The following is a 23,479-nucleotide window of genomic DNA, read 5'->3' as shown; positions in this document are numbered from 1 at the left end:
TCGGATAAAAAAGTGCGCCAGCATACTAATATTGTCGCATTGACATAAGTATGTTGACGCACTCACATAGCTTTATACTTTAGCAAACTTTGAACAAAGTTCTAAGTAAATTCGTTGCTAATTACCGCTTAAACAACTGCTGAATATAGCTTATAAAAACAACTCTTGGATGTTTTTAAAGTCAGCTTTGCCTTCAGCAATTTCTTGCGGATTAAGCCCAGACACTTCATGGGGAAACACTAACCAATCTTCAGATGAATGAATAAAATATTCAGGTTTTAAGTCTACTTTAGTGTTTTTTGGCTTGTAATAAGGGCATGCGATACGGATATCGGTTGGCATGTTCAAACGCATGAACTTTCTTAATTTACCAATAAGTGCATCAATACTGCGGCCAGAGTCAAATACGTCATCAACGATCAACAAACCATCGCTAGCATTGGCATTTTCAATAATGTAATGCAAACCGTGTACTTTGATATTCTTATCTTGTTTGTCAGTGCCAATACCATAATAAGAAGACGTTCTAACGGCTATATGGTCAGTTTCAACTTTCTTGAAATCAAAATACTCTTGGACTGCAATACCAATTGGAGCACCACCGCGCCAAATACCCACGATAAACTGAGGTCGAAAGCCACTATCATATACTTGTGCAGCGAGTCTAAATGAATCTTCCAGTAGTTGTTGCGCACTAATAAAGTGTTTATCTGTCATTGGTTAAGCCCCCGATTATTTTATTGCGGAGAATTTTATACCAAATAAAGCTTTCTTGCCTGTAAGAATAGGAATTAATTGATCAAACCCATAAAAATAAAAATGTTGATCAAATCATAATATGACTCAATATTGATTGTTACCTATTTGAAGCATGCTCGTATCGGCTATCATGTCACGCGGAACCAATCTGTCATCAGTAAGCATACTATCAAGTTAACGTATTCGCTGAGTGGCCAAATAGGCTTATTGGTGGAGATAAATCTACTTGTCATTAAAAACGACTATGGCATAGTGGGTTTTAATGACAAGTAGATTAATCGCCAATTCAGGATGAATACGCCACTATGCTGCTCAATAAAACCTTACACAATACTGACGGTACTGGACTGGCAAACACCACGGACAGCAACGAACTCAATGTGCCCAAAGGTGACAACCCGCTCATATGGCCTGTGCTGAGTTTATTGCAATCATCAAATCAAAGTTGGAAAGTGCATCATTTAGCCAGTGAATTACAAACTAAAGGTTTAATGCATAACCTTGACCCATTACCCGAAAAAGACCTATTCAAACGCAATTTTCTCCTGATGAACGCCTTGTATGAATTACAAGACATACTGATGCCCAAGCAGTGGTTGCAAGTGAAGGCGATGGAAATCCAAATATTTCGGATCATTCCAGCCAGTGCTGATATACAACATATTCGCGATGGTGCATTACGTGACTATTATCTCGATTGGAACAATTATGATTCCAGCGTAAACGTTGTACGGGAAATGCTTGAGTCATTCTGGTCTAGCTTTCAAGAGTATATTGGCGTTAACACACAGTTGATGCACAAAGGTCATGCGTTAAAAGTGTTTGAACTTGATGAAACTGCAACCGACAGGGACATTCGTAAACAGTGGCGTAAGTTAGCATTAAAATGGCATCCCGATCGTGAACAAGGTAATGCTGAACGCTTTCGAGAAGTGTGCGAAGCATGGCAAACACTCAGAGATTAGCGTTGATCGGTAAACTACCGTGGTTGAACACTCTTCATCCACAGCCGTTATCGTTGTCAGCACTAAAATGTTCAGGGTGACTGTTCTACATTCATCCTTCCACATCAGCCCTGCTAATTCAGCATGCCATATCGGCCTTGCCACATAACCCAACAACAATGAACCGCTTATGACCACTCTTCATCCACAGCCATTATCGTTGTCAGCATTTAGATTACTGTTCTACATCCATCCTTCTATATTATCCCTGCTAATTCAGCATGCCATATCGGCCTTGCCACATAACCCATCAACAATGAACCGCTCATGACCACGCAATAGTGACATTGGCACAGATCATTAACCTCACAGCAATATCTGAACTTTATTAAAGGATTATCCTCATAAAGCACGCATCGATCACGAAATTAGCGTCTTTTTGATTGATGATTTAAGCCATAATTCAGCTAACAAACTTACCCTAATTAGCTCAAGCAGATTAATCGAATCCTAGTGACTATTTACTACTAACATCGATTTACTACTTACATTGATTCGCTATTAACATAGATTTGAGGTTTACATGATTAAATATTTTGCCATAGTACTAACGCTCATCACCGCCTCGTTTAGCACATTTGCTACGCCATTTGTTGAGGGCAAACATTACACCCAAATATCAAACAACATGGTTCCGAGTGAACCTAAAGTCACTGAATTCTTCTCGTTCTATTGCCATAACTGTTTCAATATGGAAAGCCAGTATCTACCTGAAATCAAGGCGGGTTTAGACAAAAAAATCGCTTTCGACAGCAAACATGTCGACTTTATGAATAGCGACTTGGGCACTGAAGTCATGCGCGCATTAGCGGTTATTCATGAACTAGATAATAAAGAAGCGTTAAAAATAGCCATGTTTGGCGCGATCCAAGGCAAAGATAATACCGGCGGTCACGACCACGCTGCAGCTGGACATGAACACCAATCACAAATTAATAATCGTGATGATATTAAAAATGTTTTTGCTCAGTTTGGTGTCGATGCAGAGCAATATGACACGGTAGCAGACAGTGCAGACACCAATAAAAAGTTAACCATGTGGCGTCAACAGCAAGTGTCGTATGCAGTACAAAGTGTACCGGCATTTATTGTTAACGATAAATACGCTATCAATTTAAATGAAATGCGTAGCTTGGACGATATCATTGGGGTCATTAACTACTTAGCATTAAAGCAGTAGTGGTTAACCGATACAAAAATGGCTATCCACTGGATAGCAATTTTTTTATCTTTATTGCTTAACTTGCTGTGGTATAAATTGCATAACTTAATCGCGGTAAGGTCACCGTTAACTCTGCTGATACGGCCTGTGCGGCATCTTCAATTGGTGGCACTACAACATCTGGCCATGTGGTCATTAAGCGATAACGCTTGCCCTCTTGGGTGACATTAATCGTCTGCGCTTGCTCACCGCTATTAAACACCATCAAAAACTCTGCCCCTGTTTCAGGGTCTACCCGAGCAAATGCAAACATGTCTTTGTCTGCTTGATAAAAGCGGTCTTGATATTGACCACGACGCAAAATAGGATATTGCTTACGCAGTTCACTCAGTTTTGCTATTGCTTGATACAAAGGGTGTTTAGGGTCAAAGTTATCATCTGCGGTCGTCGCGTTCGTGCCCAGTAAAATATTGTCATTGTAGCTAGCAACGTGAGATGCAAACATATCTTCTCGTGCGTCAATGTCATTGCCATCGCCCGTAAATCCTTGCTCATCACCATAATAAATCACTGGAATACCGCGAGATAAAAACATAAACGCATGCGACAAAATACTGCGTTGCAGTTTATCGGCTGAGCTTACATCAGGATTGGCTTGATTGACGAAATAGCCAGTGCGGCCCATGTCATGATTACCTAAAAAAGTCATCAATAAATCAGCCTGGCTGTCGTCATCTTGATATAACGAATCTTGGGCAAATAATTGCTGGGCTAATACAGGACTCTTGCCGCGATAAAAAATATCTGCCGCAGTTTGTTGAAACGCAAAGTCCAATACCGAAGGTAACTTGCCTTGGGTAGTAAAAACGCTGAGGTTGTTAGGGTTGGTATCGTACACTTCACCAAACACATGAAACTGAGGAATGCCTTGCGCCTTGGCAAAGTTAACGATTTCAGGGCTAAACGTTTGCCAAAATGACAAGTCCACATGTTTAACCGTGTCGATCCTAAATCCATCTGGCTTAAATTCTTTAATCAGGTTTTGGTAAATATCAACCATGCCAGATACCACTTGAGGATCTGCGGTATTAAGATCATCTAAGCCACTAAAGTCGCCATTTAATGAGCTCTCACCTTTGAATGTGCTATCACCTTGGTTGTGATAAAAACGCGGGTCATTTAACCAATCAGGCACTTTTACACTCGCTTGATCTTGCGGCACAAACGGCGTGTAACTGTCGCCCTTTTCAACTTGAGCTAACGACTTGTATTCGCAATGGGTTTGCGGCGCAATAAACTCTCCCGACGATTGATGACACTCTTGGTACTTGATGACATCGGCCGTGTGGTTAGTAATAATATCAAAAAAGACTTTTATACCGCGTTGGTGTGCCGAGTCTATTAGCTGTTTTAAGTCTGCGTTAGATCCAAAATGCGGGTCTATTTCGGTAAAGTCGACAATCCAATAACCATGATGCGCAATGCCATCTGATTGAATGGCCTTATTTCGCAATAATGGCGTCATCCAAATCGCGGTAATACCAAGGTTTTGGAGATAATCTAACTTTTGTTCAATGCCTAAAATATCACCGCCATGAAAACCGCGACTGCTGCTAGTATCAAAACCACCCGCTGAAATTGGTTTAGAGATTGAGCCGTTATCATTACTGCTATCGCCGTTATAAAAACGGTCTGGTAATAAAAAATAGAAAATATCGTCCCGAACATCACGATGTAAGTAATCTTGGTATATATCAGCTTGTACGCTTGGTTGTGGCAAAGGCTGAACCGCCGACGCGACCACTTCTGTTTCTGCTTGCTGACATCCACTTAACACCAATGCTGCACTCAATAGTGCCCATGTTGTCTTGTTCATATTGTCTTAGAATCCTTTAATTGAATGGCATGGATAAATGCTCGGGTATTGCTCAAACATGCTGTAGTGATGATTAAGGTAACTCATGTCCTTTAGCGTTGACATACAATGCATACCAACACCAATGCTGCACTCAATAGTGCCCATGTTGTCTTGTTCATATTGTCTTAGAATCCTTTAATTGAATGGCATCGAGAAATGCTCGGGTATTGCTCAAACATGCTGTAGTGATGATTAAGGTAACTCATGTCCTTTAGCGCTGACATACAATGCATACCAGTGCTCGCGACTTAACGAGACGTTAGTGGCTTTTGCACAAGCCTTAATACGCTCAAGGTTGGTGGTGCCAATAACAGGTTGAATTTGGCTAGGATGCTGCATTAACCAACTTAATAACACGGCTTCTGGGCTAGTGTGATATTCAGCGGCTAACGTAGCAACAAGCTGGCTGGTTTGCTGCACGGCTGTCGACAGCTCCGCTGTTGCTATGCCACTGTAAATCCCTTGACATAAGCTGCCCCACGCCTGAATTTGTATATTATGTTGATTGCAGTACTCTAACGTACCAGGGGTAAAGTTGATGTCTTTGCCGTCTTGATTACCCGCATAAATGGTTTCGTCTACCCATGCGTGTTTTTGCAAACTCATTTCAATTTGGTTTACCACTAATGGCTCACCAAGCATACGCTGCAGCGCGCTAATTTGATGTTGCTGCATATTCGAAACACCCAGAAAGCGTACCTTACCAGCAGACTTTAGCTGTTGAAACGTTTCGGCAATTTCTGCTGGTCGCATTAACGGGTCTGGGCGATGAAGCACTAATACATCAAGGTATTCGGCATTGAGCTGCTTGAGGCTGTTATCAACAGAATACTTAATCCACTCAGCTGATAAGTCGTAACGCTTAGGGCCCTTGCTGTCTTCAAATCGAATACCGCACTTGGTTTGCAGGTATATTTTTTCACGCAACTCAGGACGCTGAGCTAATATCTTGCCAAAAACGGACTCTGCTTTACCAAAAGTATAAATATCAGCGTGATCAAAATAGTTTATTTGGTTATCCAGCGCAGTATCAATAACTTCATGGGCTTGCTGAATATCCGCTCGAGTAATGGCATTGTTATTCCAACCGCCACCCAGCCCCATACAGCCATACACGATAGGGCTAACATTGGGTAAAAATTCTGTTAAGGGTAAAGCTGTCATATTGATACTCTTTTTATAATTATGATGAATATGAGTGTATGGGATTCAGCGTAAAAATGAACCGCAAAAACCAAAATCATTATTTGGTATATCTACCAATAAAAGATTACAGTTCTCTATAAAATATTATTGATGGTGATAATCATGAGCCGTGAACACAAAAAATTTGAGCGATTATTCTTATTCAGTGAAGTCGCCAAACAACTTAGCTTTACCGAAGCGGCGGCCTCATTAGGGATATCGAGAGGCTATTTATCTGAGCAGATTAGGCAACTCGAAAAAGAAGTAGGCCGACCATTACTCATACGTACAACACGCAGTGTAAGGCTAACGCCACAAGGTGAGATGATTTTATCGAGCATGGGACAAGTAAAAGCCGACTTACTCATGCTAGACAAAAGAATTCGTCACGACAACGACGATATCTCAGGGCGGATCCGCATTACAGCGCCCAGCCAACTCACTCAACGCCATTTGCTTAATATTTGCCATGAGTTTACGCAATTGCATCCGCAGGTACATTTTAGTATTGATTGCAGCTATACCCTGCACGACTTAACCCGTAACGATTTTGATCTCGCATTTAGGGCTACCGCAACACCACCGCAAAACATGGTCGCTAAAAAATTATTTGATTATCAGCAAATCTGTTGTGCGGCCCCAGCTTATCTTCAACAACACGGAACGCCCAATTCGATTGAGGATTTGCAACATCACCAATGCCTAACGGCAACAGAACAAACTCACTGGACCTTCAATGCTCAGCCGATATTAATCAATAGCTGCTTGAGTGTTAACGATAATCATATGCTTAAACAGTTGGCATTATTGGGTCGAGGGATTATTGTCGGGCCAGAGTATTTAGTCGATAAAGAAATACAAGCAGGCACATTACAAGCCATCTTAACCACAGAAACCATGAACGCATCGACCGCCTATTTAATTCACCCACAGTTGGTACAACAATCCGCAAGGTTAAGCAGTTTTATTCAGTTTACGTTAAATTGGTTTCAGCAATTGAATACCCAATAATGAGTCGATTTGAACTAAGCCATTCTTCTGGTGGCAATGTTGATGACAATGCTGATGACAATGCCGATTTGCCAGCGACTCAGACACAGTTAATTAAAAAAATCGCGAAGATGTAAAAGAGCCAATAAACAATGAAGCACAATAAAGCCAATAAAACCCTGAGCAAACACAATATGATAACCGCGCCATGCTAAAGCATTACTAGGATCTGCTATGTACCAACCAGCTCCGCTACACACCACCAGCAGTAACAAAATAACCCCAATGCCTTCAATGACACTGATTAGGCCTTTGCCACCAGAATGTGGCAATTGACCGTGCACTAACCCTCGCACATCTGCAAGCAATGGCGTTAACTCAAAGGTAAGCCAAGGAAAAAACTGCCGCCACTGCCCGGCCGCACACACTTTATAAGTAAACATCAATGCTAACAATGCGGTAAACAAGCCACCATAAACATGAAATACATCCCAAACACTGGCGCGAGGACTTAATTGGCGTCCAATTAATATCCATGGGCTGGTGCAAACTAATAACAACGACATCAATATCATCAATGGATGCAATACTGCTTCAATACGCTGCCATAACGGCTTTAATACCATTAATTATGCCTCTATTATTTGCTGAGCAAACTCATCAACTTTTTGCCAATTGGTAAACTCAACTTTGGTATTAGGGTCTGTCGGCCCTTTGGTTAGCCACATAATAAACCGAATAATATTCCGGTCCATGGCACCATAACCTTGGTAATCTAAATTACCGCCAAACACCTGTAATAACCTTGGCTGCCAAGGGCTTTGACTTAAAAACTGTTGCATATAGCTGTTAGTTTGCGGCGTATTTTTATTGGGTTTGCGCGCCACTAAACTCACCGAGAAAAAACCACTGGGTTTGCTGTCCAATTCCGCACGATGATCTTCAATAAATTGATACAGGGCTGGGCGATGTTTGCCATGACGAATACTGGCGCCAATGTACACTTTATCAAATAGGGCTAAATCGGGAGCTTCCGCTAAGGATGCGACCGTGACCAGCTCGCCTTGCTCAACCAGTTGACGCTGTAAATATTCACATATTTTTTGAGTGTAACCATGGACACTTGAATGGATCAGTAAAATTTGGCTCATGCTGACCTCGAATGAAATCATTTAAAAGTAATACAGTATCTTAGACCACTGGCGCGAAAATTTACATGAAACAGATCACGTCATCATCATCCACAATTACCTCAATATGAACTACCGTAATGCAATGTGAACTGCCGCGCAAAAAAATACCCTAGGCATAAATGTCTAGGGTCTGCTGAACGTTTCTGGTTAAATTTTGTTCGAGATAAAAACATTTTAATCGAGGCGAGTGGATTGCTGCCTAGCAATCTAAGCAAAATTCGCTCAACAAAGAGTAAAACGTTTTTAGCCGAACCCTTCGGGCAGCGTTTGTTGGTCATTTCTACTGCGTTATCAGCTCTTAATGTAGAATAACTACAAAGCCTCTGCCTTGTAGTTCATGTTTAAGTAATGACCAACAATTCGCTGCAAAAAAAACCTTGAAAGATCTACAGACCCTAAGGTATTTGAGCTTTACAGCAAATTTACAACGACTGTAAAAAGGCGATAACCTGATCACGCTCTGCTTGCGTTAAGGCCATAAAGTCTTGTTTAGACGTTTTAGATTCTCCGTCATGCCACAAAATGGCTTCTTCCAAGGTTGCTGCGCGGCCGTCATGTAAAAATCCGGCTTGTGGATTAACCGTTTGGGTTAAGCCTATGCCCCACAATGGTCGAGTACGCCATTCATTACCGTCGGCTAAAAAGTCTGGACGACCATCTGCCAATCCCTCACCCATATCGTGCAACAACAGGTCACTAAAGGGATAAATAGTTTGGCCTTTTAAGCTGTCGCTCATCGGTAATCCGCCAATATCACCTGAGGTTTTGGTCACAAACGACGGCGTATGACAACTGCTGCAATTAAGTTGCTCAAATAACCTAGCGCCTTCGCGCACTGCCGTTTTATCAACGTTACGTCTTGCTGGCACCGCTAAAGTTTCGGCATAAAACACCACTGAATCACTGAACTCTGCACTGGCCTCAGGCGCACCGTTAACATCTTCACCAGTATCAACAAACCCAGTTCGTGTTAAATATGAATCATGTAAACTAGTGCCAACAATGCTTTCATCAGGAAATAACGGATTAGTAATACCAATATCACCACGTAATGCACCTAACGATTGTACTCGCACACTTGGAGTGTTGGCTTTCCAACCAAAGCGACCTAAAGACACGGGAGTACTGTCACCATTTTGTGCTTTTATGGCATCAAATACCCAATTAGCCCGTCCAGAAATGTCATCCTTATTGCTGTCATCAGCATCAACATTGGCGAGAATGCTTGCCTCAGGTATTGCTTCTAGCAACCCTAAACCAAACACAGGCATGCCGTTACGCCAACCCATTAACACATCATCTTGTAATAGATTTGAAGTTACATTAGCACTTTGTTTGGTTTCGCCTGGTGCATCATATGGATTTTCGACCGCAAAAATAGGCTTCTTCAAACTAATGGTGCGTCCATCGGCATACACTTCATCATGTCGCTCATAAGACAAATACACATCTGCTTGACCAACAAATGCATTGTCTTGCCAATCAGGGCGCGCTTTTAATACTCCGCGATGAAATAGCTGGTCACCAAAATCTGGCACTTTAATCGGCGCACAGTAATTATTATCTGCAGTTCCTACACTACAAGGCTCAGCGGGAGCTTTACTGATACGTAAGAAAATACCCGCTGCCGAACCCAGTTTTACCCGAGTTTCATCTGCGGCCAAAAAGGGAGTGGAATTTCGACCGTCGCGTTGATGGCAAGAATTACAGTCAGCATTATTAAATACAGGGCCTAAACCATCAAGCTCAGGGTGTTGATCATTCGGCGCTGTAGTAAACGAAACTTCAAAGTTGGTATCACCTTGTAAATGTAATGCGAGTTCATCTGCCGTTAAATTTAACGATGGCGTTGAAAAACCATGGCCAGAGTTACTGGCATCGAATGTTGTGGTGTCACCGCCTAAAGCAACAATTGAGGTATAGCTAGGATAAGTCACTACCGGATCAATGGGGTCTGGCGAGATTTCATCGTCGCCGCTGCCACCACAAGCACTTAGGCTAAGCCCCAGTAATGCTACAAACCAATAAGGTTGTCGTAATAATTTGTTCATCTTTGTCTCACACATTCACACTAAAATTGAGTTTATGTAGCAGTAATGCGACCTTGTTATGAGTTGAGTCTCTATTTTTTTGGTCACACTTACCCTCTCAATAAGGTCGTTCCATGGCCTTATTGAGACGGTAACAGCTAAATTATGAGTTCCAATCAGATAATAAAGGCAGCACATCTGACTGCAGCGTCGCTTGTAACTTTGTTAATGCATCCACAGCGACCTGGGTTCTAGCTCGGCCATCAGCATCGAGAATCGCTTGGCGGAACGGCATGCTAGTGCTACCCGAAATGGCTTGAATTTTTAAAATGGCATCATCAATTTCGCTGGCGACACGCGTAGCTAAAGTCGCATCAGCTGCTGTTACAAAATCAATTAAACCTTGCTTATCGGCACCACCCGTAAACTCACCTTGATAAACGTTACGTACACCAATGATGTTATTTGAAAAGTCAGTTAGTGAGTTCCATGAATACTGCGACTCCACCTTAGAGGTGTCTGCCGTAGTTAATGACTCTCCGAATGGATCGGCAATTTTACCGTTACCGACTTCATCGACAATACCAATCATGCCGTTGATCAATTCTTCAATAACTGCCAACTGCGATGAGTAAATAGTGTTAGTGGCATCGCCAGGAGTTTTAAGCAACTCGGCATAAGGTTTGGCGTTAGCATCTTGTGGGTTATGGCTCACTTGCCAAGCATCGTCTAATTGCGCGGTGTAATCGCGGAACACTTCCGCTAAGGCGATTAAATACTCACGTTCTTTGGTGCTAAGATCTGCAATCAACTTTGTGTTGCTGTTAACACCATCGCCAAACAACAGATATTCCATGGTATGAAAACCTTGAACATCATCATTCCAACCTTTAATGGTGTCGGCATCAAAACCATTACTGTTGGCTAACTGGGTTTGTAAGTCAGTGGTGTTTAACGGCCAGCTGTCTAAATGCGGGTCGATACTCAATGAGTCGACTGGGCCAAAGATATGCGACTCCCCTTGCTCCCAAGGTTGACGAGCCGACTTCCACGCATTTTGTGCAGCCACTAAATCGGCTTGTACCGTTGAGGTAAGTAAGGTTTGGGTTGCCAATAATAAGGCATCCCCTTTTGCCGCTAAATCAGCATAACCAGCCACAATCACATCATCGGTTAAGTTAGTGATCATTTCTGTCGCGACAAAACTAAAACCGGTTGTAGGTGTAGTTGGGGTTGTCGGGGTGCTAGTGTCATCCGAGCCTGAACCGCCACACGCGGATAATGTTGCCACGAGTGCTAGTGAGATTGCAGTGTAGTTAAAACGCATAATAAAACTCCATGTAAAAAAACAGATCAAAAAATAGGTCGAAAAATTAAATTTGCTTATAGCGAGAACTGATATCCCACACCTAAAGCAAAGAAATTGGTGTCAGGAATACTGGCAACAGCCACTTGATGAAGACCACCTTCGGCTTTAATCACAATTTCAGGTATCGGGAAATAGTTAATACCCACACTGCTCCAAGTATTTTCATAACGCTTGGTTGCGGTGCCCGTTTCAACGGCCATAAGTGGATTGGAATAATCGATATTGGCAAACACGGTCATCGGAATATCAAACCATTCATCAAGTTTGACGCCCGCCTCAACAAAGAACGACTGCGACTCTGAACCCAGTTGGGCAAAATTACCTGGACGTAAACCTGGGGTGGTTTTGTTAGCTTGGGTAATAGCGTCAGCATTGTCTAACGAGCCATATAAATATTGACCGCGGAGGATCCATGGACCTTCAACAAAGGCTCCGGCAACAGACACAATGCTAAGAGCACCATCAACATCGAGTTTGTTACTCTTATGGCGATTACCACTGGTATTACCGTAGTAATAAGCCACGCCGACTGCACTGCCTGTTTTGAAATTGCCATAATCAATACGGCCAGCAAATGCCAAGTCGTCAGCATTCACCTCTTCAAAGCGTTTTTGATGCCCTGATGCCACCCAATCATAAGTGCGAAAATACTCAGAGTTTAACCCACTGACAACTTGTGCCTGATAATGAAAATCGGCAACCTCTCCGTAAACACCAATACCATTTTCGTTCCAAACGGTTGGCATCATCGCAGCTTCACTCTTGTGACGTTGCACTGTAAGATATTGATTAGGTTTGTGTAACATGCTCGATAAGCCAATAGGCAAGTGAATGTTACCGAATTTCACCCCAAAGGCTTTTGATGTACGGTAACGAATTTCCGCTTTTTCAACGACAACTTCGCCACCCGCTTCAACTTCGGATTCAAACTCACCAAATTCATCAAAGCCGTCATATTCTAGTGAGGTGCCAGTGCCACCATGCTCATATTCAATTTCAACTTCCATACTCCAATCATCAGTGAACTGATAACCAAACTCGGTCACAATCCGCTCTAAATCAGTACGACTACGTCGCTCTGCGGATGTATCTTGTACGTTATCGAAATATTCATCACTGGTGTAAACAGCGCTGCCATATGAGTTAAAGCTAAAACGGCTCAATCGGTCTTGCGCTTTAGTGGCCTGTTGCACCACAGTGTCAACTTGAGTCGCCACTTGTTTGTTTTGCTGCTGTTGTTGTTTTTGTTCGGCTGCTAATGTAGCAAGCTGCTGTTTCAATATCGTAATTTCAGCTTCTTGCTTGGCAATGGCTTTGGCTAATGTTTCGGTATTCGTTGCAGCTTGAGCATTAGGCATCCCACTCAAACCCAATACACTTGCCACAGATACTGCCAACAAGGTTAACTTTTTATTCATCTGTTTCTCCGACACGTCACGTTAATACTCCCTCAAAAAACGCAACAACCATACATCAAACGATAACCATTCGCATTATAATTTACATTAAGATTAGCAATTTTATTTACACTAAATTACATTTCACTTAACAAACTGTTTTATGTCACTATGGAAAACAACAATCAAAAAACCTCCTATAAACCGAGTACTTTCAATGTCAAACATCAGTAATACTGCCCTCTTTAGTGGTAAATCGGCCCGTATTGAGCGCACTAATCCACAACATTTGCTGCTATGGATGACCTTTGTAATGTCCATGGTGTTTGCAGTTTGGCAGGCTTTGTTAAATAACTTTGTTATTGAACGCGCCGCATTCACTGGCGCTGAGATTGGATTACTGCAGAGTTTAAGAGAGGTACCTGGATTTTTAGCTTTTACCGCGGTGTTTGTATTGCTGCTGATCAAAGAGCAAACTTTTGCCTTATCATCCTTGGCACTATTGTGCATTGGAGTGGGAATTACCGGCTGGTTTCCTGATGTCATCGGGTTGTATTTAACAACGATACTCATGTCGATTGGATTTCATTATTTTGAGACAATAAATCAATCGCTTACGTTACAGTGGGTAGATAAAGCCGATGCACCTGGCTTTATGGGCAAAGCGTTAGCGTGGCGCTCCGCTGCAGCACTTGTCGGCTATGGGTCAATTTGGTTAATAATGAACTGGCTGAGTCTAGATTACATCTGGATGTATAGCATTATTGGCGGATGTGGATTAGTTATGGTGTTCATTATGGCAGTGTATTTTCCTCGTTTTGCCATAGGCTCCATTCAACACAAACACTTAATACTGAGAAAACGCTACTGGCTTTATTACTTACTAACCTTTTTCTCTGGAGCGCGCAGGCAAATTTTTATGGTGTTTGCTGGCTTCATGATGGTTGAAAAATTTGGCTATTCTGTGTCTGAAATCACCGCTTTATTCTTAATTAACTATGTCGTTAACTTACTCTTTGCCCCCACCATTGGTCGCTTTATTGGAAAAATGGGTGAACGTAACGCGTTAATTATCGAATACGTTGGCTTAGTGATTATTTTCAGTAGTTACGCTTATGTCAGCGATGCCAATATTGCGGCTGGATTGTATGTGATTGATCACCTGCTTTTTGCTATGGCGATTGCGATGAAAACCTATTTTCAAAAAATTGCCGATAAACAAGATATTGCTTCAACCATGTCGGTCAGCTTTACCATTAACCATATTGCCGCGGTAATTATCCCTGTTTTATTAGGCATTTTATGGCTCAGTTCGCCTAAAGCAGTATTCTTCATAGGCACTGGGTTTGCCGTATGCTCACTCGCACTAGCATTCAATGTGCCGCGTCATCCGGAGCCTGGTAAAGAAGCCTTATGGTCACCGTTAATGACAAAACACTAAAAGATTTAGCACAGATGTCATACCATACAAACATGGCGAAAGTGTAATGCATAAAGGGAGTTAATGATGACTGATATTGATGTGACGGCAACACAAGATGACAATACTCAAGTGTCCGCACGCAAAAAAACCTTATTACTCGGGCGCATTATCGGCTTAGCCAGCGAGGAAGATTATCGCCCTTCAACAGCCTCCGTTGCCGAGCGTGCTGAGCACCGTCAACGCAAGCAACTCAGCCAGCATCAGACCAACCTTGAAAGCATTTTTGCCTTAGCACTCAATTACACACCATCCGATGTAACAGGAGTCGAATTAGATCCAGATTGGCGCTATCAATTTTTTCAAATGGCTGAACAAATTCATAACCGTAAAATGCAGGATTTGTGGGCCAGAATTTTAGCCAGTGAAGTCGTTAACCCAGGTAACTTTAGCCTTAGAACTTTAGCGGTATTACTGCAACTGACGTTTCGAGAAGCACTGATATTTGAAAAAGCCTTAGGCATGTCAGTTAAAATTAATACCGAGCCCAGATTTAAATTACTCAGTAGTTATCGTATTAATGGTGGGATGAAACAATATTTTCGTAAGCATACTCACACTAACTTCGGCCTGTCCCAATTCGGCTTACCTTATTCGAGTATTCTTACCTTAGTCGATGCGGGAATTTTACATAAAAGCGAGTTTGAAACCGGACTATTAAGCAGTAGTGAACATATTCAGTTAACTATGTGTAATGCCACTTTGTCGCTCAAACCTAAGCATCAGCACTTACTATTTACGTATTATCGATTTACCACTGTAGGTGATGAGTTGTGCCAATTAATTCAGGCAAAAAGTGATGATGAATTTATCAATGCCGTTAAAACCATGTTAGCCAAAGATTTTATGGTTAGCGGTTAATATTTTTGTAAAGGTGCGAATACTTAGCCTTATGTTCGCTAAACAAAAATTGACGCAATATTTCACGGGATTCACCTTCAGCACTAATTTTTGCTGCCATTACCCCATTTTCAGTTCGTACCGGTTCAAACACCATATCGAGGTGCACACCATTAGGTAAAATTAGCTGTGTTAAGCGTGGCACTTTATCGTTAAGCTCTTGCGGCACTTTAATGGTCATGCCTGAACTCGATAAAGAGAGTACCTCAACAAATTTAGCCGTATCGTTATCAATGACTTTTATATTTTTGACATTATTGAGCCGCCAGCTACGTTCACCGCCGCGCATATCAATCACTTCAGGAATACCCAACTCAGGCAAAAATTGCCCAAGCTCATCTTGCTTTAAGGTTAATGGAAACCATAAACGGTAATAACTAATTTCTGCCAATAAGGTTAATTTGGCATTCCCCAAAATATGAGCAAGCACTTGCGGTATTTCAGTCGCAACACTTAATGAATGTCTCGATAAAGCATTATCGGTACTGTCATCTTCCGGCGAAAATACACCGCTAAAATAAGCGAGCTCTTCATCAGATAAAGTCGACATAATCTAGCCTTTTTTTACACACGAACACGACCCCTATACTAACACCTTAGTATGATAGCGAACAAACTTTAACCAAAATATGCCACCACTTATAATGCACAAGGCTTGCCTGACAGCGCAAAAAACATCACAAAGGATAAGACGATGTGAATGAACAGTACTCACACCTAAATGAAAAAAGACGAACTCAGTTCGTCTTTTTAGTGCCGATACAATCTAATCATTATCGATCGTGTTCAGCTTCTATTTGCATCGCTTTTTTAAACGATGCATGGCTCATTAGTTGTTGATAGTACTTAGCAATATTAGGATACTTGTCAAACTCACCGTTTTGGCCAACAAGCTCTGCAATAAACGACATCATAATATCTGCACCGCTAAGACGGTTACCGACTAGGTATGACTTACCTTCTAAGCGGTCGTTAACATAGCTGATGACTTTTGCCGTTTCTGCATCGGCATAGCCACCGATAAAACGGGTTTCTGCGCCATCCATTTTAACAAAAATTCTCAGCAATAGTGGCAAAGCAGCCGAGCTTTCAGCAAAATGCATCCATTGTAAGTAATCGATATAATCTGCTGTGCCGAGTGCTGGCATCAGTTTATCAGCGCCATAGGTTTGAATTAAATACTCGGTAATCGCGCCCGACTCAGCAATGGTATAACCGCTCGCTTCTAATACTGGTGATTTACCTAATGGATGAACCGCTTTTAACGACTCTGGCGCTAAAAATGTGGTTGCATCACGCTGGTAAGCAACCAGCTCATAGTCCACTCCCAATTCTTCTAATAACCAAATAATGCGTTTTGAACGTGATTTATTTAAATGATGTAGTTTAATCATTAAGCCATCCTTGTATTGTTAGTGATAAAAAATAAACCCAATGAACAACTCACTGGATTTGCTTCTATCAATCTACGTATTCTGTTATTTCGAGTTACAGTTAACTGTAACCACTAAACTAAACAGCAGATTAGCTTAGTAAAGCTAACATTTTCTCTGCCACTAGTTCAGACGATGCAGGGTTCTGACCGGTAACGAGTTTACCGTCAACTACTGCATATGGATGCCAGTCGTCACCCTTAGAATAAGTCGCGCCATTTTGCTGCAACATATCTTCAACTAAAAACGGTACAACGTTAGTTAACTGTACAGCTTCTTCTTCACCATTAGTAAAACCAGTGACATTTTTACCGGCAACGAGTGGCGTTCCGTCTGGCTTTTTAGGGTACTTAAGTGCAGCCGGTGCATGACATACTAAACCTAAAAGTTTATCTGTTTTGTAGCACTGTTCAATTAATGCAATAGAGTCTTTGTCATTGGTTAAATCCCATAATGGACCATGACCGCCTGGATAAAATACCGCGTCATAATCTGCTACGTCAATTGATGCCAATGTGAGTGTATTGGCTAGTAATGCTTGCGCTTTAGTATCGGCTGTAAAACGACGCGTAGAGTCAGTTTGAAAATCAACTTTATCACTTGTAGGATCCAATGGCGGTAAACCACCTTTAGGAGATGTTAGCACTACCTCAACACCTTTATCGGTAAATGCGTAGTATGGAGCCGCTAATTCTTCTAACCAAAAACCGGTTTTCTCGCCAGTGTCGCCTAATTTATCGTGCGAAGTTAATACCATTAATACTTTCATAGTGATTCCTTAAATACTGTATGTTTAGTTGTAATCACTTAGATTACAGAGGATTGTTTACTTTAATGACAACCTTGCCGAAGTTTTCGCCTTTTAATAGCCCGATAAAGGCTGTAGTCATATTTTCAAGACCATCGACAATTTGTTCACGATATTGAATCTTACCTTCACCAAGCCATTGGCCCATATCTTTGGCAAACTCTGGATAGCGGTCGCCATAATCGTCAAAAATAATAAAGCCTTGCATCTTAATGCGCTTAACCAGCAATGTGCCCATCAGTAATGACAAACGATCAGGTCCCTCGGGTAATGAAGTTGCGTTGTACTGAGAAATTAAGCCACACACTGGCACTCGAGCACCAGTGTTGAGTAATGGCATTACCGCATCAAACACCTTGCCGCCAACGTTTTCAAAATACACATCAATGCCGTTATCACAATGGGCTGTCAGTTGCTGCGCAAAATCAGCCGCTTTATGGTCAATACATTCATCAAAGCCTAATACTTCTTTTGCGTAGCGACATTTTTCTGCGCCACCGGCGATACCAACAACTCGACAGCCTTTCAACTTAGCAATTTGGCCAACCGTTGCGCCAACAGGCCCAGTAGCTGCGGCAACCACAACGGTTTCGCCCGCTTTAGGCGCGCCAATGTCTAATAGCCCCATATACGCAGTAAAGCCTGGCATGCCCATAATACCCAACGCATAAGAAGGATGGCTTGGGTTATCGCCCAATTTCATCAGTCCTTCACCATTAGAGACTAAATAATCTTGCCAACCACCAAACGCTAACACCCACTCACCCACTTTATAATCAGGATGATTAGACTCTTCCACTTGTGATACCGCAGCGCCCACCATCACATCGTCAATTGCTACTGGATCTGCATATGATTTGGCGTCATTCATACGGCCACGCATGTAAGGATCAAGCGATAAATACACCGCGCGCAATAACACCTCACCTTCTGCTGGTACAGGTTTGTTGACGGTTTCTAAACGGAAATTATTAGCCACTGGCTCACCTTGTGGACGGCTGGCAAGTACTATACGACGATTTTGAGTGTTCATCTTGTGTCCTTTAAATAACATAAGCACCATAAAGTGGTACTTGAGAAGACAATATGACCTCGGTTGCTAAAAGTTGATTACCGCTGTAATACTGATATCAACTAAACACTGGTACAATAAACAACCGAGGCCAAATAATACGATCTTTTACTTAAGTTGATCAATTCAAATATGGTCAACAACTTTGCGAGCTAAGCGATTGATATGAATAAAAACAAACATCTATTACTCGAAAATCAGTTGTGTTTTGCTGTTTATTCAACGTCATTGGCTATTACCCAACTGTACAAACCGTTACTAGACTCTATTGGGCTAACTTACACTCAATATTTGGTGATGTTAGTCCTCTGGGAGCAAGATGGTCTAAGTTTAAAAACCTTGGCCAGCAAACTCGGGCAGCAATCGGGTGCATTAACACCGGTCATAAAACGTCTCGAAACTGATGGCCTGCTAAAGCGCATTCGCGAGCCCTTAGATGAACGGACCTTGTGCATGCAATTAACTGAAAAAGGTCATCAACTGCAGCCCCAAGCAGAACAAATCCACCTATGTATTCTTGAACAATGCGGTATCGAAATGTCTGAAATCACCGATCTAAAACGACAACTGGATCAATTTAGGCTAAAACTGCCTAGTCATATTGAGTTCTAACGCACAAAATGACTCAAAATTTTGAGTTTAATTTGTTTTGCTTAGCTATATGATAATCACGATAACTAATTGCGCGCAACTTAAATTAACAATTTTTAAGGTCTATAAACGATTACGTGATGCCGCCGCATTGTTTGAAGAGAATAAAACGCGATTAAATCTCACTTTGCCATCTGACTGAAATGGTTATCAAGCACTTGCCATTACGCGACATTGACACTATTGCGACCGATATTTTTTGATGAGTACAACGCTTTATCTGCCCGCTTAAATATCTCTAAAAATGCTTTATCCTGAGAACGTAAGGTTGCAACGCCAATACTAATGGTTATCGAAGGAGCTTTTTGTTCGTCGTACTGTTGTTGAGCTTCTCTTAACCGTTCAGCCAAGATATAAGCAGAGTCAATATCAGTATCGGGTAATAAAATAGCAAACTCTTCACCGCCAATTCGAGCCAATACATCGGCCTCCCTAATATATTCATTGCATATATTGGCAACGCGCTTAATCACTTCATCACCCACTAAATGGCCATAGGTATCATTCACATTTTTGAATAAATCAATATCAATGATCATTAACGAGAATGGTTGAAAATAGCGAGTAGCACGAAAAAACTCATGTTCGCAAAAAGACGTAAATGAACGACGATTAAACAAACCCGTTAACGGATCGGTATTAGCAAGTCGCTCTAGTTTTGAACGTAAATGATAAGCAGCGGTAATATCGGTAGAAATACCGATGAGGCCAATTAATGTGCCTTTATGGTTATATAAGGGTTGTTTAACTTCGTGATATACAATGAGCGAGGCTGGGGTATCAACAATAATATCGTCAGAGAGTTTACTTTGCGAGTTAAGCACTTTAGTGTCATTCACGTGCAAAATATCTACAACATTCGCGGGAAAGTAATCGCTATCGGAAGTGCCCTTTAGCTTTTCAAGCGTCACACCAAAGTAGTCAAGCGTCAGTTGATTCGCATAAACATATTTGCATTGAGTGTCTTTTAAATAAATATAAGCATCAACTTGATCAAGGATAAGCTCATAGGTATCTAATATCATCTTTTTGGCTTGTTGCTGACGGTATCGGTTTAGGTTAAAAAACAGTAAAAAAGCAATGATTAACAATAAGATGAAAATCAATAATCCAACGATTTCAAGCGACATGAGCATTCCTTAGCTACCATCTATATCCATATACGTCATTGATGATGTTAATGACGCAGATCCAACAATATACTCTTATTACTTACGGTTAACCATACCGTATAGTAAACAGGGTCAAGTATAAAAAGATCTATTGTGACAATCAAATAATGAATGCCTGGATTCAACGCCGAAATGCGTTGCATATTATTGAAATATCGCAATATAGATTCTGATTATCGTGTTGAAATCGACAATATTGGGGCTCAAGTCAAGTTAACCTTAGCTCCCGCTAATAAACGGTGATTAAACTGTCTACTGTTTTGCTAACTAACCTCAACTCAACTCAAAACAAGCGTTAAGGTTAGTTATTGTCGATACTACTGACCTACAATAATAAATAACATTAACGCTTATAAATAACTCCGCTCTTCATCACAAATGACACATCTAATAACGCTTCAATTTGCTCAAGAGGACTTTTATGCGTTGCGATGATGTCGGCATATTTGCCAACCTCCAAAGTGCCAAGTTTATCTGACATATCAATCAGTTTTGCCGAATTAATCGTCGCACTAATTATAATATCCTCATTACTCATACCCGCTTTGCTCATCAATACAGCTTCTTTAGCATTATCACCATGATGTGACACCCCACTGTCGGTGCCATAAGCAATATTAACCCCAGCTTTATAAGCCGCACTAAAGTTTTGCATCATGTCGCCACCAACACGTATTGCCTTGGCTTTTATGGCAGGAGACATAAAGTCAGCCCCTGCGGTATTGGCCATTTTGACTACCGTGTCGCCCGCCAACAATGTTGGCACTAAAAACGCGCCGCTTTTTTTCATTAATTTAATACTTTCTTTATCGGCGTAACTGCCATGTTCAATACTGTCGACACCGGCGCGCAACGCTGCATTAATACCTTGAGCAGCATGGGCATGGCTGGCCACTTTACGACCTAAGGCATGCGCAGTATCAATCACCTCTTTAAGCTCATCATCATCCATTTGCTGACCCGTACCAGTGTTAGTGTCCGATAACACCCCTCCGGTAGAGGTGATTTTAATCACATCAGCGCCAAACTTTATCGCCCGACGAGTGGCGCGGCGGCAATCATAAGGCCCATCACAAATGGTTTTAGAGGTAAACTTATCAAGTAAATCAGGGCTCATACCATCAACATCACCATGGCCTCCCGTTACCGACACGCCACCAGATGCAATAATTCTCGGGCCATCAACCCAGCCTTTATTAATGCCGTCGCGTAAGGCATAAATCTGTTCCGGTTTCGCGCCTAAGTCTCGTACCGTTGTGAAGCCTGCCAACAAGGTTTTCTTGGCAAAATAAGCACTGTGCATCGCCACGTCAGCATCCGACATTCGCAAAGCGTCACGATCATTATTCGGCCCTAACTCACCCTGTAAATGAACATGCATATCCATCATCCCAGGCATAACAAAGCTGTTTTTTAAATCAATCATCTCAACATTGTCATTATCGTCCACCACCGGTGCAGACTGATAACCTGAAGTGATAGAAGTGATTACCCCATCTTTTATCACCACAGTTTGCTGAGTTAAAGGTGACTCGCCTGGCGTAGTTAATAATGTGCCAGCATAAATAACGTTAATATCGGCAGCCTCAACCACCGTCGATGCCATCGTTAATCCGAACACCGCTAAGGCGATGGTGGTAATAGTATTATTATTCATGAACGCTCACTGTTGATAACGAGAAAGAGGTTAAGTTTCTACACTGCCAAAAATGCTGTTATGTTACAAGAGAGTAAAATATTGTATTAGAAAAATCGTTTCGTCATTAACAAACAGTGAATGAATAAAAAATGAATATTGCAATTTTTGGCGCGGGTTCAACAGGCTGTTATTTAGCGGGTCAGTTGTGTATCTCAGGGTTACAGGCCAGCTTAATTTGTCGCCCAGCAATTAAGCAAAAAATCATCGCCAATAACGGCATTACATTGACCGATTATAACGGCTTAAAACAAACGATTATGCCGCAAGCGTTGATCACCGATATCAACCAAGAGTCGTCAATCAATGGCAAATTTGATGTAGTATTTGTCACCTTAAAATGTCATCAAGTTAGCAGTATTGCCAATCAATTAATGGCGATTACTCACGACAACAGCAGCATTATATTTATGCAAAATGGCTTAGGCAGTTTTGACAGCATTAAAGACTCGCTCGATCATTACCGCTTACTCCAAGGGATCACGCCATTTAATGTGCTGCAACTGCCCAATGCTGTGTTTCACAAAGGCACAGAGGGTGTGTTTACCTTGCAAGCAAACCCTCATACCATCGCAATTCAATCCGCACTGGTTAGCCACGGATTTGGTTGCGACATTGAAGCAGACTTTACCCCAATGATTTACGGTAAATTATTATTAAATCTCAATAATGCGTTAAATGCGGTCACCGACCTACCGATTAAACAGCAATTAAGTGACTACAAAAATCGCCGAGTTTTAGCCAAAGCAATGAAAGAATGGCTAGCAGTATGCGAAGCGGCAAACATTACATTGCATCAATACACCAAGGTCAAACCCGCTTGGTTACCCACCATTTTATCGCTACCAAATGGGTTGTTTAATCTGGTCGCTAAACAAATGCTCGACATCGATCCCAAAGCACGCTCATCAATGTGGGAAGACATTCAAGCAAAACGAAAAACAGAAGTCGATTACATCAATGGCGCGGTGGTCAGTATGGGGAAAAAATACGGTATAAAAACACCGGTGAATCAATCGATAGTAGAAAAAATAAAGCAACTAGAACAACGACATTAACCAAATGCCGTACGCGATATCGTTGTCGAGAAAAAAGTAAATTTATTTTAAAATATTGCAAAAAAATACCATTAACGTAGTCGCACGATACAATCAAACAAGCAGAAGTAGTACGCCTAAAGATGACTCTCAATAAGAGTCATCGTGACGTAATCTTTATTGCTTATAACTTAACGCGATTAACCAATCGGAAATTAATTAC

At 41.6% G+C, this 23,479-nt stretch carries 21 protein-coding genes; 7 read left to right on the top strand and 14 right to left on the bottom strand.

Annotated elements, in window-relative coordinates; all coding sequences use genetic code 11:
* Positions 1-150: 150 nt before the first annotated feature.
* Complete coding sequence (locus GUY17_RS04480; RefSeq protein WP_101085918.1) at positions 151-717, bottom strand: phosphoribosyltransferase; 567 nt, start codon at positions 715-717, stop codon at positions 151-153.
* A 347-nt stretch (positions 718-1,064) separates the two neighbouring features.
* On the opposite strand from GUY17_RS04480, the gene GUY17_RS04475 reads away from it, so the two are divergent.
* Together GUY17_RS04475 and GUY17_RS04470 are read left to right on the top strand one after the other, a co-directional pair.
* Complete coding sequence (locus tag GUY17_RS04475; protein WP_254439868.1) at positions 1,065-1,724, top strand: DNA-J related domain-containing protein; 660 nt, start codon at positions 1,065-1,067, stop codon at positions 1,722-1,724.
* A 562-nt stretch (positions 1,725-2,286) separates the two neighbouring features.
* Positions 2,287-2,943, top strand: coding sequence for a thiol:disulfide interchange protein DsbA/DsbL (locus GUY17_RS04470; protein WP_162022435.1), 657 nt, complete (start codon positions 2,287-2,289; stop codon positions 2,941-2,943).
* Between the two features lie 58 nt (positions 2,944-3,001).
* Here the strand turns inward: GUY17_RS04470 and GUY17_RS04465 are convergent, their stop codons facing one another.
* Both GUY17_RS04465 and GUY17_RS04460 read right to left on the bottom strand, forming a co-directional pair.
* Positions 3,002-4,801 carry an alpha-amylase family glycosyl hydrolase gene (locus GUY17_RS04465; protein WP_162022434.1) on the bottom strand — a complete coding sequence of 600 codons (1,800 nt, stop codon included), beginning with the start codon at positions 4,799-4,801 and terminating at the stop codon, positions 3,002-3,004.
* A 234-nt stretch (positions 4,802-5,035) separates the two neighbouring features.
* A complete protein-coding gene (locus tag GUY17_RS04460) occupies positions 5,036-6,007 on the bottom strand; it encodes an aldo/keto reductase family oxidoreductase (RefSeq protein ID WP_162022433.1) in 972 nt (323 codons plus the stop codon).
* Positions 6,008-6,151: 144 nt separating this feature from the next.
* Between GUY17_RS04460 and GUY17_RS04455 the strand changes: the two genes are divergently transcribed.
* Positions 6,152-7,039 carry a LysR family transcriptional regulator gene (locus tag GUY17_RS04455; protein ID WP_162022432.1) on the top strand — a complete coding sequence of 296 codons (888 nt, stop codon included), beginning with the start codon at positions 6,152-6,154 and terminating at the stop codon, positions 7,037-7,039.
* A gap of 89 nt (positions 7,040-7,128) precedes the next feature.
* Here GUY17_RS04455 and GUY17_RS04450 read toward each other — a convergent pair whose 3' ends face one another.
* The 5 genes from GUY17_RS04450 to GUY17_RS04430 all read right to left on the bottom strand — a co-directional run bounded on the left by GUY17_RS04450 (position 7,129) and on the right by GUY17_RS04430 (position 13,028).
* Positions 7,129-7,644: a cytochrome b/b6 domain-containing protein gene (locus GUY17_RS04450; protein ID WP_162022431.1), complete on the bottom strand. Its 516-nt coding sequence runs from the start codon at positions 7,642-7,644 to the stop codon at positions 7,129-7,131.
* 3 nt (positions 7,645-7,647) lie between these two features.
* Positions 7,648-8,169 (bottom strand): menaquinone-dependent protoporphyrinogen IX dehydrogenase, encoded by a 522-nt coding sequence (gene hemG / locus GUY17_RS04445; RefSeq protein ID WP_162022430.1) that lies wholly within the window; start codon positions 8,167-8,169, stop codon positions 7,648-7,650.
* A 464-nt stretch (positions 8,170-8,633) separates the two neighbouring features.
* Entirely contained in the window at positions 8,634-10,262 is a 1,629-nt protein-coding gene (locus GUY17_RS04440) for a di-heme oxidoredictase family protein (protein ID WP_162022429.1), read from the bottom strand.
* A 142-nt stretch (positions 10,263-10,404) separates the two neighbouring features.
* Positions 10,405-11,568, bottom strand: coding sequence for an imelysin family protein (locus GUY17_RS04435; RefSeq protein WP_162022428.1), 1,164 nt, complete (start codon positions 11,566-11,568; stop codon positions 10,405-10,407).
* Between the two features lie 56 nt (positions 11,569-11,624).
* A complete protein-coding gene (locus GUY17_RS04430; protein WP_162022427.1) occupies positions 11,625-13,028 on the bottom strand; it encodes a hypothetical protein in 1,404 nt (467 codons plus the stop codon).
* A gap of 196 nt (positions 13,029-13,224) precedes the next feature.
* Between GUY17_RS04430 and GUY17_RS04425 the strand changes: the two genes are divergently transcribed.
* Together GUY17_RS04425 and GUY17_RS04420 are read left to right on the top strand one after the other, a co-directional pair.
* Positions 13,225-14,448 carry an MFS transporter gene (locus tag GUY17_RS04425; RefSeq protein WP_162022426.1) on the top strand — a complete coding sequence of 408 codons (1,224 nt, stop codon included), beginning with the start codon at positions 13,225-13,227 and terminating at the stop codon, positions 14,446-14,448.
* 66 nt (positions 14,449-14,514) lie between these two features.
* Positions 14,515-15,348 (top strand): TIGR03899 family protein, encoded by an 834-nt coding sequence (locus GUY17_RS04420; RefSeq protein WP_101085930.1) that lies wholly within the window; start codon positions 14,515-14,517, stop codon positions 15,346-15,348.
* On the opposite strand, the gene GUY17_RS04415 is transcribed toward GUY17_RS04420, so the two are convergent.
* The 4 genes from GUY17_RS04415 to GUY17_RS04400 all read right to left on the bottom strand — a co-directional run bounded on the left by GUY17_RS04415 (position 15,338) and on the right by GUY17_RS04400 (position 18,661).
* On the bottom strand, positions 15,338-15,937 hold the full coding sequence (locus GUY17_RS04415) for a hypothetical protein (protein ID WP_101085931.1): 600 nt from the start codon (positions 15,935-15,937) through the stop codon (positions 15,338-15,340). The two genes, GUY17_RS04420 and GUY17_RS04415, sit on opposite strands and share 11 nt — an antisense overlap.
* A gap of 223 nt (positions 15,938-16,160) precedes the next feature.
* The gene (locus tag GUY17_RS04410) at positions 16,161-16,781 is read right to left on the bottom strand and encodes a glutathione S-transferase family protein (RefSeq protein ID WP_162022425.1); all 621 of its coding nucleotides are present in this window, start codon (positions 16,779-16,781) and stop codon (positions 16,161-16,163) included.
* Between the two features lie 130 nt (positions 16,782-16,911).
* Positions 16,912-17,589, bottom strand: coding sequence for a type 1 glutamine amidotransferase domain-containing protein (locus GUY17_RS04405; protein ID WP_194956143.1), 678 nt, complete (start codon positions 17,587-17,589; stop codon positions 16,912-16,914).
* A 43-nt stretch (positions 17,590-17,632) separates the two neighbouring features.
* Positions 17,633-18,661 carry an NADP-dependent oxidoreductase gene (locus tag GUY17_RS04400; RefSeq protein ID WP_162022424.1) on the bottom strand — a complete coding sequence of 343 codons (1,029 nt, stop codon included), beginning with the start codon at positions 18,659-18,661 and terminating at the stop codon, positions 17,633-17,635.
* Positions 18,662-18,865: 204 nt separating this feature from the next.
* On the opposite strand from GUY17_RS04400, the gene GUY17_RS04395 reads away from it, so the two are divergent.
* Entirely contained in the window at positions 18,866-19,312 is a 447-nt protein-coding gene (locus tag GUY17_RS04395) for a MarR family winged helix-turn-helix transcriptional regulator (protein ID WP_162022423.1), read from the top strand.
* A 203-nt stretch (positions 19,313-19,515) separates the two neighbouring features.
* On the opposite strand, the gene GUY17_RS04390 is transcribed toward GUY17_RS04395, so the two are convergent.
* Both GUY17_RS04390 and GUY17_RS04385 read right to left on the bottom strand, forming a co-directional pair.
* Positions 19,516-20,481: a GGDEF domain-containing protein gene (locus GUY17_RS04390; RefSeq protein WP_162022422.1), complete on the bottom strand. Its 966-nt coding sequence runs from the start codon at positions 20,479-20,481 to the stop codon at positions 19,516-19,518.
* A 385-nt stretch (positions 20,482-20,866) separates the two neighbouring features.
* Complete coding sequence (locus GUY17_RS04385) at positions 20,867-22,180, bottom strand: amidohydrolase family protein (RefSeq protein WP_162022421.1); 1,314 nt, start codon at positions 22,178-22,180, stop codon at positions 20,867-20,869.
* A gap of 131 nt (positions 22,181-22,311) precedes the next feature.
* Between GUY17_RS04385 and GUY17_RS04380 the strand changes: the two genes are divergently transcribed.
* Complete coding sequence (locus GUY17_RS04380) at positions 22,312-23,277, top strand: 2-dehydropantoate 2-reductase (RefSeq protein WP_162022420.1); 966 nt, start codon at positions 22,312-22,314, stop codon at positions 23,275-23,277.
* Positions 23,278-23,479: the final 202 nt, after the last annotated feature.

Origin of the sequence: Shewanella sp. Arc9-LZ, assembly GCF_010092445.1 — a bacterium.
Classification (GTDB): domain Bacteria; phylum Pseudomonadota; class Gammaproteobacteria; order Enterobacterales; family Shewanellaceae; genus Shewanella.
The sequence above is the reverse complement of the archived record's forward strand: the minus strand, read 5'-3'. Positions and strand labels throughout refer to the sequence as shown.